The organism is Oceanobacillus sp. FSL K6-0127 (assembly GCF_037983385.1).
GTDB classification, from domain to species: Bacteria; Bacillota; Bacilli; order Bacillales; family Amphibacillaceae; genus Oceanobacillus; species Oceanobacillus profundus.
In genome coordinates this window covers 2,212,363-2,225,197 of the sequence record NZ_CP150287.1, presented here as the reverse complement: position 1 = coordinate 2,225,197, position 12,835 = coordinate 2,212,363, and the positions used below count along the sequence as shown (strand labels likewise).

Annotated in this window: 10 protein-coding genes and 2 rRNA genes; 4 read left to right on the top strand and 8 right to left on the bottom strand. The window is 41.4% G+C overall.

Features of this window, described 5'->3' with window-relative positions:
• Positions 1–29: 29 nt before the first annotated feature.
• A complete protein-coding gene (locus MHH64_RS11190; RefSeq protein ID WP_095307609.1) occupies positions 30–317 on the top strand; it encodes a YtzH-like family protein in 288 nt (95 codons plus the stop codon).
• On the opposite strand, the gene MHH64_RS11185 is transcribed toward MHH64_RS11190, so the two are convergent.
• From MHH64_RS11185 to MHH64_RS11160, 6 genes are all read right to left on the bottom strand, one after another.
• Positions 304–1,119 (bottom strand): phosphotransferase family protein, encoded by an 816-nt coding sequence (locus MHH64_RS11185; RefSeq protein ID WP_340001771.1) that lies wholly within the window; start codon positions 1,117–1,119, stop codon positions 304–306. The two genes, MHH64_RS11190 and MHH64_RS11185, sit on opposite strands and share 14 nt — an antisense overlap.
• A gap of 91 nt (positions 1,120–1,210) precedes the next feature.
• Positions 1,211–2,140 carry a diacylglycerol kinase family protein gene (locus MHH64_RS11180; RefSeq protein WP_340003239.1) on the bottom strand — a complete coding sequence of 310 codons (930 nt, stop codon included), beginning with the start codon at positions 2,138–2,140 and terminating at the stop codon, positions 1,211–1,213.
• A gap of 3 nt (positions 2,141–2,143) precedes the next feature.
• Positions 2,144–3,106 carry an NERD domain-containing protein gene (locus MHH64_RS11175; protein ID WP_340003238.1) on the bottom strand — a complete coding sequence of 321 codons (963 nt, stop codon included), beginning with the start codon at positions 3,104–3,106 and terminating at the stop codon, positions 2,144–2,146.
• Between the two features lie 32 nt (positions 3,107–3,138).
• Entirely contained in the window at positions 3,139–3,693 is a 555-nt protein-coding gene (thpR, locus tag MHH64_RS11170; RefSeq protein ID WP_340003237.1) for an RNA 2',3'-cyclic phosphodiesterase, read from the bottom strand.
• A gap of 14 nt (positions 3,694–3,707) precedes the next feature.
• On the bottom strand, positions 3,708–4,424 hold the full coding sequence (locus MHH64_RS11165; RefSeq protein WP_340003236.1) for a pseudouridine synthase: 717 nt from the start codon (positions 4,422–4,424) through the stop codon (positions 3,708–3,710).
• A 38-nt stretch (positions 4,425–4,462) separates the two neighbouring features.
• Positions 4,463–6,079, bottom strand: coding sequence for a polysaccharide biosynthesis protein (locus MHH64_RS11160; protein ID WP_340003235.1), 1,617 nt, complete (start codon positions 6,077–6,079; stop codon positions 4,463–4,465).
• Positions 6,080–6,381: 302 nt separating this feature from the next.
• On the opposite strand from MHH64_RS11160, the gene MHH64_RS11155 reads away from it, so the two are divergent.
• The 3 genes from MHH64_RS11155 (at position 6,382) to MHH64_RS11145 (ending at position 9,376) form a co-directional block, all read left to right on the top strand.
• The gene (locus MHH64_RS11155) at positions 6,382–7,656 is read left to right on the top strand and encodes an NAD(P)/FAD-dependent oxidoreductase (protein ID WP_118890388.1); all 1,275 of its coding nucleotides are present in this window, start codon (positions 6,382–6,384) and stop codon (positions 7,654–7,656) included.
• Between the two features lie 66 nt (positions 7,657–7,722).
• On the top strand, positions 7,723–7,929 hold the full coding sequence (locus MHH64_RS11150; RefSeq protein WP_095307624.1) for a hypothetical protein: 207 nt from the start codon (positions 7,723–7,725) through the stop codon (positions 7,927–7,929).
• A 259-nt stretch (positions 7,930–8,188) separates the two neighbouring features.
• The gene (locus MHH64_RS11145; protein ID WP_095307626.1) at positions 8,189–9,376 is read left to right on the top strand and encodes a dicarboxylate/amino acid:cation symporter; all 1,188 of its coding nucleotides are present in this window, start codon (positions 8,189–8,191) and stop codon (positions 9,374–9,376) included.
• A 243-nt stretch (positions 9,377–9,619) separates the two neighbouring features.
• Here the strand turns inward: MHH64_RS11145 and rrf are convergent.
• Positions 9,620–9,735, bottom strand: a 5S ribosomal RNA gene (rrf, locus tag MHH64_RS11140).
• Positions 9,736–9,800: 65 nt separating this feature from the next.
• A 23S ribosomal RNA gene (locus MHH64_RS11135) occupies positions 9,801–12,719 on the bottom strand.
• Positions 12,720–12,835: the final 116 nt, after the last annotated feature.

Sequence of the window (12,835 nt, the reverse complement as noted above, 5' to 3'; positions counted from 1 at the left end):
CAGACTAAACTAACCTTGAGGTGATTACAATGACGCTTTCTGTTAACAATCAATTAACATTATTATACGATATTTTAGATGAACAGCAAGCTGACTGCTGCGCTAGTGTCAGTGAATACGAGCAGATTATTCGTTTAGTTGAATCAATGGTAAGAAACAATAGCATTTCAAATGAACAACTGCTAAGTCTCTTACCAGAAATTTATCATTATGGCAGACAAGGTGTGTCCGCACAAAACATGCCAGATCACATTACAGCACATAAAAAAAATATGGATGAATGGATTAAAGCCTTACAGCATACTACTTTAGAATAAATTGGCGAATATGCTCATTCAATTCCTTCAAATCGCGTAACCGTTCCGCCATTTTCTCTGGTTCTTCACGCTCGGCATGCCAGCATAAGAACCGAAGTGCATCCTGCACCAAATACCAGTACATGCGCTCAAATAGGTTTTTATCTGGAGTAATCCCATATTTATACAACCAGTCATACCAGTTCTCTTTTGGAATGTACCATTTAAGCAGCATACCAAAGTCTGTCACAGGGTCTGCAATCATCGCATTATCCCAATCCACTAGAAAAACATCACTGTCCTCGGTAAGAATAAGATTATTATGATTAATATCGCAATGGCAGACGACAAGGTTTTGATTCCGTGTTTTTGGGAGTAACTGTGCAAGATGCTTCATCGCCTCTTGAATTTCTTGATGCTTCATTAGACCCAAAGATGTTAATAGCTGCTTTACATAGCTAAAACTATCATCCGACGTGACAGGCTTTTTCCCCATCCGCATAAGCATATGCAACAGTTCAGACGAATGATGGATTTTATACAATATATCCGCTACTCGCTGATGCTGCATTTCATATGATTTTAGTGCTCTTCCTTCAAGCCATTCCTGCGCCGTAATAACATCGCCATTTTCCAATCGTTTTGTCCAAATAAGCTTGGGAACGATTCCTTCAGCAGATAATACAGCAAGAAATGGAGATGAATTACGTTTCAGAAAAAGTCTTCTATTATCCTTTTCTGCAACATATGCATCCCCAGTAAGTCCGCCCGCCGGTGTTATTTTCCATCCAACACCTAATACTTGTCCAAGCCACTCGATCATAATTCGTTCACATCTTTCAAAATTAGCATTCAATAATACATTTTATAGTGATTTCCATTAAAACACAAATAACTTTTTCTATAAATTTTATTTATTTTGCCCACGCTTCATTAATTCCAGTAATATGTACTGCTTCCTTTTGCTTCGATATCAAACTGGAAGAACATTTTCCCGTTTGTCCATCCGTTTGAAAAGGGATGCTCGTTTCCGCAGTTATTTTCAATGTCGTTGCTTCTAGTATCTCCACTTCTTTAAATCGTGTATGTATACCAAGGAAGACGGTTATAAACAATGCAAGCACCTTCCATTTCGAAATGGAATGGATAATTAATAATGGGAATACATTCGGTTGTATTACTGCAGTAGGTATAATCTTCATCCCGCCGCCATAATAAGGATGATTTGCAATTGTCACCATCCAGCAATCCTTTAGTATTCGTTTTTCATTATCGATTTCAAGCTCCATGGACATTGGTTTATAATACATTAAAACATATATCAATGCTATTACATAACTAAGCGTTCCAAGTCCAAGCGCGTTCAAAAACCTTCGATAACTTGATTGATTTGCAGCGTGTGCGATTGCAGCATCAAAACCAAAGCCGATACTGTTGACAAATTTATGCACTCCATACCCGTCTGCTGTATAATTTCCAATCCAATATGGGCGTACCATATTATGTTCAATAATTTTTCGTAATATTTCTTCTGGCTTTCCTTTAATTCCACAACCTCTAGCAAAATCATTCCCGGATCCCGCCGGTATAAAGGCTATTCGAATTTCGGTCGATATTAAGCCATTCATAACCTCATGAATCGTCCCATCGCCACCAACGACGATAATGGTTTTCCCTTCTGGGTCTGCACTAATCTTTCTTGCAATAGCTTCTCCATGACCTTCATACTCAGTGAAGAAATACTGACTATCCATCTGCCTGTAAATAGCACTGTTCTGAATATCAGAAAATACTTTTAGAGCCCGACCAGAGCCTGCTTTTGGATTAATAATAAATATATACATATACTATTCCTCCAAATCAACAATCATTGTTGGACTCGTATCCACTTCCCATTCTGGACGTCTGAAGGAGGTTGAACTGCAATGCTTTAACAGAGCCTCTATAACCTTCAGCTGTGAGCTTTTTAAAGGAGATGTTAGCCTCCGCTTTTCTTGAAACCAATCTGGATATTTTGATTGGTCAACCAGCTTCGTTTGATATGGCTCCGTTGCAAAAACGATTGAATTTGTTCGCGATAGTACTGTCTTTTCTATCGGAAAATCAATGGAATAAGTTTGCAAGATACTGCGAATAAGTTTTTCAGTGCGCTTTAAAGCAATAATTGGACTTAAAATTTTCGTTTGCTTCTTCTCTTCTTCAACCAACCATGTTCGTTCATCCCCGGCCATAATAACCGCACTAGTTTGTTTTTCGACAAAATAGATAATCTCGATACCAATAGGACTAATCAAGATTATTTCCGTTTCAACTGGTGCGTTTTTTATCTCAAAAACAGGAAAATACATTACCAAATACGTATCTGGAAAACGTTGCAGCAAATAGCGTAATAGTGGATCTTGATAATATTCTCTATCTACTATTGATGTGTGTGTAATGGTGGAAGTGGCCCACTTCATTTGGAATTGAAACAGCTTATCTAAAAAATAGTGCTTCAGTTCCTCTTCCGATTCAGGTAAATCAGCGTATTGATTGCTTTCTTGTTTCGGCTTCGTTTCCTCCACCAGATCTTTACCTCGTTTAAATTTTGTTCTTAACTTCGAAAATACGGATCGCTCATTTCGATTCTGCTCAGCTGCTTCATCTGTTCCCGTGATCGACTCCCCGTTTTCTGGATTCTCCCAAATATAATATAGCTTATTCCAATTATCTTTTTTTAGTCTGATATATTGTGTTGGATAACGATAAGCATCCCATTCATAACGTGATAGATAATCCTGAAGCTTAATTAACTGCGCGATTGCTACCACCTCCTTTGATTTTACAAGATCGTCCCTGCTCGTTACTGCAAACAGTACCGTTTTACAACTTCATATTTTGGAGTTTGCTTGGGATGAATACGAATTAACACTATTTCTGCGACAGTTATTGACCACGTTTCATTCCACGTATTCTTTAGATCTTTCAAGGTATCTTTGCCTAGATTATCCGTTCCGTCCCATTTTTTTGCCAATGTGATATGCGGGGTATACGCTCGTGTTTCTTTCGGAAAACCGACAGTCATTGTACACGATTCAACGTATCTTTGAAGCTGTGCCAATGCATTTGTCTTGTTAACCCCTGCCCACAGTACACGTGGCTTATTCGGATTACCAAATACCCCAACTCCACCGACCTCAATATCGAATGAAGATATACGTTCAATCTCCTCTAATGCTTTTGTTAAATGCCTTATTCTATTATCGTCCACTTCACCTAAAAATTGTAGTGTGATATGCAAGTCCTTCTGATGTGTCCATTGCTTATACACTAATTTCTTCTGTAGTTCATTTTGCCAGCTTGTGAAATATGCTTGTAGCCTCTTCGGCAGTTGAATTGCAATAAAATAATGAGCCATCCCTATTCCCTCATTTATTTTTTTAATGACTTACAATAAGCTAATTCGCTTTCTGTTAATGGACGATAAGCGCCAAGCTTTAAATCTGGGTCTAATTGAAGCTCCCCCATGCGCAGGCGCTTTAAATATATAACACGCTTCCCAACCGCTTCAAACATCCGCTTCACCTGGTGAAATTTTCCTTCTGTGATTGTCAGTTCAATTTCAGATATTGCATCACTTTGTAAAATAGTAAGTTCACCAGGCTTTGCTTCATAACCATCTTCAAGCACAACTCCCTCACGGAAAACAGCTGTATCATCGACAGTTACTTTTCCATTTATTCGTGCAAAATAGGTTTTACCAATGTCTTTCTTTGGCGAAACAAGCTCATGAGCGAGTTCTCCGTCATTCGTAAGCAAAAGAAGACCCTCTGTATCTTTATCCAGCCTGCCAACAGGGAATGGCTTAAAATGTTGCACATCTTCTCCCAGGAGGTCAATAACCGTCTTCTCTCGCTTATCGGTTGTCGCCGAAATATAGCCAGGTGCTTTATTCATCATCAAATAAATATACTGCTCATAACGAATGATTTCCCCATTCACAGCAATCTCATCTTTATTCGGGTCTATCTTTTCACCGCTATCTTTTGAAACAATACCATTAACTGTAACTTGTTTCTTCTTCAGTAACGCTTTAACTTCTTTTCTGCTCCCAACGCCCATGTTGGATAGCAATTTATCGAGTCGCATCTTTATTCTCCTTTTAGAGGCACATTTAAACAGTTATTTTATCTTCCTAAAAATCTTCCCACTACAGGGATTCTGCCCCCAAATATATGTTCAAGCAGGGTTGATTTATAAGCTAATACAAAATAAACAATTGCACCGCTGCCGGCACCTATACCAAGCATCACAATCGTAGCCCAACGTGATGTCTCATAAGGAAGAAAAAGTCCCATAACAGCTTTTAATGTCCAAACAACGATACACATGATTAGGGTGAAAATTCCAATCAATATCGTTCGTTTAATGGTTTGTTTTAATTTAAAATTGAGGGCTTTTTTTAGACGCCAAAGATTTAACGTAACTGCAATTCCTGCCGCTAGCGCCGTACCAAAGATTGCCCCTTTTGCTCCAAATACGTGAATCAGCTGACTATTGAGTAATACTTTTGCTAATACACCCGCCATTAAGCTTAACACTGCGTAATTTTGCTGATCGATGCCTTGCAGAATTCCGGCTGTCACTGTAAATAGAGCAAATAACAAGGCAACCGGTGCATACCATGCGAGCAATGAACCTGTTACTCCAATATTCTCCATGCCATATAATGCACCATATGCTTCGTTGGAAAGAATCGCAATGCCAACGGAAGCAGGAATAACGACCACTAAAATTATTTGCAGCGCTTGGTTAATCTGCTTCGTATACATGACCTCGTTTTTCTGCGTAAAGGACTCGGTTAGACTTGGCAACATAGCTAAAGAAAGCCCGGTTGCCACTGTCATTGGAATAATGACAACCTTATGTCCGTAAGTCATTATTGCAGAAGCAGCTGAAACCCATATATCCTCACGACCGCTAGCTAGCATCGCAGGTTGAAATGTAAACTGATCAACGAGCTGATACAACGGAATTGCCAGCCCAACCAAAACAAATGGACCCGCATAACGAAACAGCTCTTTAAATAAATCTCTGGTTGGTATTGCATACGTATATTTTTGCCGTGCAATTTGCTTCTTGATAAAAGGCTTGCGTTTTTTCCAATAAATCGCCAAAACTAGACAAGACCCAACCGCACCAATAAATGCTGCAAATGTTGCGAAGCCTACAGCTGTCACAATTGTTCCACCTAAAAGATGAATAATAATATAAGCTCCGATTAAGATAAAGCCAATTCGAACAATTTGCTCGACAACCTGTGACACAGCTGTCGGGCCCATCGATTGATGCCCTTGAAAAAAACCACGTAAAATACTCATTGAAGGGATAATAATTAAAGCGATACTGACCATACGTGTAACGAACGCTACATCATCAGCCGTAATAGGTGTATCCTCACCTTTTATTTGGAATCCGGCAATCCAATCGGCACTAAAATACAACATTAAAAAGGCAAACAGCCCGGTACCAAGCATAAGTAAGCTCGCAAGCCTAAACATACGCATCCCGGTTTCATAATCACCAAGCGAATTATACTTAGATATAAATTTCGAAACTGCTGATGGTATTCCGACTGTTGATATACTGAGGAAAATACTATATGGCGTATATGCATAACCATATAATGCACCACCAACAGCTCCAACAAGTACATTAAAAGGTATAACATAAATCATTCCTAGAAATTTTGATAAAAACGACGCCCCTGTTAGAAGCATCGTACCTCTTATAATTTTCGACATTATTTCACCCGCATCTTTTTTACATTCCGAATTTCATTCTACTAATACAACTAACTTCTTTTAAAAAATACCAATCTTCATTTTACCACACTTAATCAGCAGTTTCTTCCTATAATGTTCGTCTGGAATCATCAATTTTTGGCAAATAGGACTGTAAATAACTTTTCTTTTTTTCATACATTCGCTTAGATAAAGGTTTAGAGGATCAGAAGTTTTCTAAAGAGCTTTTCAAATTTATTCTGTCATCTATGGCGAAATGTAGTGTATAAGTGGTAATATACATAGGAAAGGAATGAATCAAATTGAAATATGATGTAATTGTAATTGGCGGAGGTCCATCTGGGCTTATGGCAGCCATATCAGCAGCCGAGCATGGTGCAAAGACAATGCTCCTTGAAAAAGGAAAAAAGCTCGGGAAAAAGCTTGCCATCTCTGGTGGCGGCAGATGTAACGTAACAAACAGACTCCCGCAGGATGAAGTGATTAAACATATCCCTGGAAATGGGAAATTTCTATATAGTGCATTTTCTATCTTTAATAACTATGATATTATCGATTTTTTTGAAAATATGGGCGTAGCATTGAAAGAAGAGGATCATGGCAGAATGTTTCCTGTTTCTAACTCTGCACAAAGCGTTGTTAATGCCCTTATCGATAAATTAAATGATTTACATGTATCAATAAACATGAACACGAAAGTCAAAGCTGTACACTATGATAACACGACACACACGGTTATCTTAGAAGATGGAGAAAAAATAAACACCAAAACGATTGTTATTGCAGCCGGCGGAAAAGCTGTCCCTCACACCGGATCTACAGGTGATGGCTATGCTTGGGCGAAGAAGGCGGGACATACGATTACAGAGCTTTACCCTACAGAGGTTGCACTGACATCAAAAGAGCCTTTCATCCAAAACAAAAGCCTGCAAGGTCTTTCCTTACGCAACGTTGCTTTATCTGTTTTAAACAAAAAAGGTAAGCCTATTATCACGCATCAAATGGACATGCTCTTCACCCATTTTGGTGTATCTGGACCCGCGGTATTACGTTGCTCTCAATTTGTAGTTAAAGAATTAATGAAGGGAAATAAACAAGTTCCCGTTTTATTGGATGCTTTACCTGATAAAGACGAAGATAAATTGGTACAACATCTTTTAGAAACAATGGAATTAAGTCCTAAAAAATCATTCAGAAATGTGATAAAAGGAATTGTACCCGAACGTTTATTAAACTACATCCTTATACAAAACAATGTTACAGATGAGCAAAAGTGTGCGAATGTGTCAAAAGAAACGGTTCGCTCGATCGTGCACACAATTAAAAACTTTCACTTCTATGTGCATGGTTCGTTGCCGCTTGAGAAAGCCTTTGTAACAGGTGGCGGTGTTACCATTAAGGAAATTGTACCGAATACGATGCAATCTAAATTAATGCATGGGCTTTATTTTTGCGGGGAAATATTGGATATTCACGGCTATACCGGTGGTTACAATATCACCTCAGCACTTGTAACAGGTAGGCTTGCCGGAATGAATGCAGCCACTGAAGCGTCTTATATGGTATATGATTCCTAGGATTTTTTTGCTCGCTTCGGTCAACCTAAGATTGTCTGATACTTTTACAGAAAGGGTTGATGATACATGCAAAAGAACGGTGCTTGGTTACCACTTCTTGCTTCCGTCGGCGTTGGGGCAGCTACCTATTATACCATGACAAGAAATAATCAAAACCTTGGTCAAGTTGCTCAAAAATTCTTACCATTCATGTCTGGCGGAATGGGTGGTAATAACAGCAATAGTGGAAATAATAGCAGTAGTGGAAGCATGGGTCCCTTTGGGATGAGCTAATCAGATAAAGCCTTCTGTAGCAATAATTTCCAGCATGAAATGTCATGAATTATTCTCTGATATTTCGCTTGGAAAATGCAATTCACGATGCAGTAAGAAAGTATCCTACTACTTACTTAGCTGCAAAAAAAGCGTGCCATTTTGGTACGCTTTTAAAATTGTAGTTTAATTGCGAATTATCCCACTTTTTATATAGTATGGTCTTCACTGTATCAGTTAGTGTATACTAAAAAAATATATATCTTTAGGGGGAACAAAAATGAAACGATTTGGTTTACTCGCACGAATTATTACTGCCATTATTTTAGGTATTGCCATTGGTTCCTTCAGTAATGATTGGCTTATACAATTCTTTGCAACATTTAATGGGCTCTTTGGTAACTTTCTGAGCTTCATTATCCCACTTATTATCCTTGGTTTCATCACACCGGGAATTGGAGAAGTTGGACGTGGTGCAGGAAAATTGTTAAGTGTTACTGCCGGCCTTGCGTATACTTCAACAATCATTGCCGGAATCATTGCTTTCTTTACTGCTAAAAGTCTTTATCCCACAATGCTAAGTGGTCAGTCTCTTCAAGCATTTACAGATCCTACTGCTGGATTAAGTGAAGCATTCTTTGTAATTGATATGGCTCCACCAATGGAGGTTGTAACAGCATTATTGCTTTCATTTGTTATCGGTATTGGAATTGCAGCGGTTAGAAGTAATACATTACTAAATATAGCGAATGACTTTCGTGATATCGTCCAACTTGTTATCGAAAAGGTAATTATTCCGTTACTTCCTTTCCATATCTTTGGTATTTTCGCCAATATGACGCATGCAGGACAAGTTGCAACGATTCTAAGTGTTTTTGCAAAAGTGTTTGTTATGATTATCGTACTTCATATTTTATATTTAGTCGTTCAATATACTGTTGCTGGTTCATTAAGTAAACAAAATCCATTCATTATGCTAAAAAAGATGACTCCTGCCTATTTTACTGCATTGGGAACACAATCATCAGCAGCAACGATTCCGGTAACATTAGAACGAACGAAAACCATAAAGGCTCGAAAAAATATCGCAGATTTTACCGTACCATTATTAGCAAATATTCATCTATCTGGAAGTACAATTACATTGATGAGCTGTTCACTTGCTGTTTTATTTTTACAAGGAGAAGCAGTCTCATTTATCTCAATTTTACCATTCCTACTTATGTTAGGTGTTACAATGGTAGCTGCCCCAGGAGTTCCAGGTGGAGCGGTTATGGCCGCAATTGGATTATTAGAGGTTATGCTGCACTTTAATCCTACAATGGTATCTTTAATGATTGCACTATACTTAGCACAGGATAGTTTCGGAACAGCATGTAATGTAACTGGTGACGGAGCTATTACTGTCATCACTGATTCGATAAGCACTAAATTTAATATTACAGAAGCTGATAAATCAGAAGCTTAACAACTAAAGAAAAAGCGCCCTTAGCAACTGTAGAGTAGGAAGCCTATCTTCAATACTGCACTTTTAAGACGTAGCTAATTAGGTACTATGGCAATCAAATTTCATAGTAACATAAACAATATAAAGGGATGCCCTCATCACATATGAGACACATCCCTTTTTATTGCTCAACGAAAACAATGTACTTCGTATATAATTGTAAAAAGGAGTTACGAATTATTTTCGTAACTCCTTTTTACATGTGCCTGGCGGCGTCCTACTCTTGCAGGGGCAAAGCCCCAACTACCATCGGCGCTGAAGAACTTAACTTCTGTGTTCGGCAAGGGAACAGGTGTGACCTCTTCGCTATTGCTACCAGACCTATTTTTTTTAGGTTTATACCTTAAAAACTAAATAAGAGAAAACAAGACATCAAATAAAGAATTTAGTTAAGTCCTCGATCGATTAGTATCCGTAAGCTCCACGTGTCACCACGCTTCCACACCGAACCTATCAACCTCATCGTCTCTGAGGGATCTTACTCACTCGAAGTGATGGGAAGTCTCATCTTGAGGGGGGCTTCATGCTTAGATGCTTTCAGCACTTATCCTTTCCACACGTAGCTACCCAGCGATGCTCCTGGCGGAACAACTGGTACACCAGCGGTGTGTCCATCCCGGTCCTCTCGTACTAAGGACAGCTCCTCTCAAACTTCCAACGCCCACGACGGATAGGGACCGAACTGTCTCACGACGTTCTGAACCCAGCTCGCGTACCGCTTTAATGGGCGAACAGCCCAACCCTTGGGACCGACTACAGCCCCAGGATGCGATGAGCCGACATCGAGGTGCCAAACCTCCCCGTCGATGTGAACTCTTGGGGGAGATAAGCCTGTTATCCCCGGGGTAGCTTTTATCCGTTGAGCGATGGCCCTTCCATGCGGAACCACCGGATCACTAAGCCCGACTTTCGTCCCTGCTCGACTTGTAGGTCTCGCAGTCAAGCTCCCTTGTGCCTTTACACTCTACGAATGATTTCCAACCATTCTGAGGGAACCTTTGGGCGCCTCCGTTACCTTTTGGGAGGCGACCGCCCCAGTCAAACTGCCCGCCTGACACTGTCTCCGAACCGGATCACGGTCCTGGGTTAGAATGTCCATACAGCCAGGGTGGTATCCCACGGATGCCTCCACCGAAGCTAGCGCTCCGGTTTCCAAGGCTCCCACCTATCCTGTACAAGCTGCACAGACATTCAATATCAGGCTACAGTAAAGCTCCACGGGGTCTTTCCGTCCTGTCGCGGGTAATGCGCATCTTCACGCATAGTATAATTTCACCGGGTCTCTCGTTGAGACAGTGCCCAAGTCGTTGCACCTTTCGTGCGGGTCGGAACTTACCCGACAAGGAATTTCGCTACCTTAGGACCGTTATAGTTACGGCCGCCGTTTACTGGGGCTTCGGTTCAAAGCTTCGCCTTGCGGCTAACATTTCCCCTTAACCTTCCAGCACCGGGCAGGTGTCAGCCCCTATACTTCGCCTTTCGGCTTCGCAGAGACCTGTGTTTTTGCTAAACAGTCGCTTGGGCCTATTCACTGCGGCTCCATGTAAATGAAGCACCCCTTCTCCCGAAGTTACGGGGTCATTTTGCCGAGTTCCTTAACGAGAGTTCTCCCGCTCACCTTAGGATTCTCTCCTCGCCTACCTGTGTCGGTTTGCGGTACGGGCACCTATGATCTAACTAGAGGCTTTTCTTGGCAGTGTGAAATCCGGAACTTCGGTACTAAATTTCCCTCCCCATCACAGCTTGAAATTGCCAGACGGATTTGCCTATCTGACTTTCTCACTGCTTGGGCGCACATATCCATCAGTGCGCATTCCTTATCCTACTGCGTCCCCCCATCGCTCAAACAATCATGAGGTGGTACAGGAATATCTACCTGTTGTCCATCGCCTACGCCTTTCGGCCTCGGCTTAGGTCCCGACTAACCCTGAGAGGACGAGCCTTCCTCAGGAAACCTTAGGCATTCGGTGAAAGAGATTCTCACTCTTTTTTCGCTACTCATACCGGCATTCTCACTTCTAAGCGCTCCACCAGTCCTCACGGTCTGACTTCACAGCACTTAGAACGCTCTCCTACCATTGTTCGTAAGAACAATCCGCAGCTTCGGTGATACGTTTAGCCCCGGTACATTTTCGGCGCAGAGTCACTCGACCAGTGAGCTATTACGCACTCTTTAAATGATGGCTGCTTCTAAGCCAACATCCTGGTTGTCTGGGCAACTCCACATCCTTTTCCACTTAACGTATACTTTGGGACCTTAGCTGGCGGTCTGGGCTGTTTCCCTTTCGACTATGAACCTTATCACCCATAGTCTGACTCCCAAGTAAAAGTAACTGGCATTCGGAGTTTGACTGAATTCGGTAACCCGGTGAGGGCCCCTAGTCCAATCAGTGCTCTACCTCCAGTACTCTATTTCTTGAGGCTAGCCCTAAAGCTATTTCGGAGAGAACCAGCTATCTCCGTGTTCGATTGGCATTTCACCCCTACCCACACCTCATCCCCGCATTTTTCAACATACGTGGGTTCGGGCCTCCAGTCAGTGTTACCTGACCTTCACCCTGGACATGGGTAGATCACACGGTTTCGGGTCTACGACCGCATACTCATTCGCCCTATTCAGACTCGCTTTCGCTGCGGCTCCGTGTCTTCCACTTAACCTTGCATACGATCGTAACTCGCCGGTCCATTCTACAAAAGGTACGCCGTTACCCATTAACGGGCTTCGACTACTTGTAGGCACACGGTTTCAGGTTCTATTTCACTCCCCTTCCGGGGTGCTTTTCACCTTTCCCTCACGGTACTGGTTCACTATCGGTCACTAGAGAGTATTTAGCCTTGGGAGATGGTCCTCCCGGATTCCGACGGAATTCCACGTGTTCCGCCGTACTCAGGATACACTCCGGAGGGAATTCTTTTTCAACTACAGGGCTGTTACCTTCTGTGGCTGACCTTTCCAGGTCGATTCATTTAAAGAATTCCTTGGTAACTCCGAGTGGAGTGTCCTACAACCCCAGAAAGCAAGCTTTCTGGTTTGGGCTCTTTCCGTTTCGCTCGCCGCTACTCAGGAAATCGATTTTTCTTTCTCTTCCTCCGGGTACTGAGATGTTTCAGTTCCCCGGGTCTACCTCATGCACCCTATGTATTCAGATGCATGTACTGTTCCATTACGAACAGTGGGTTCCCCCATTCGGAAATCCCCGGATCAAAGTTTACTTACAACTCCCCGAGGCATATCGGTGTTAGTCCCGTCCTTCATCGGCTTCTAGTGCCAAGGCATCCACCGTGCGCCCTTATTCACTTAACTAAGTTACAGTAAATAAGCGTACTAATTTATTAGCCTTGCTTTTATTTAATTCAGCTTCAGCTCCTGAGAACAGTCGCTTCAGCCTTTTACATTAATATTGATGTCGTTGTTACTCT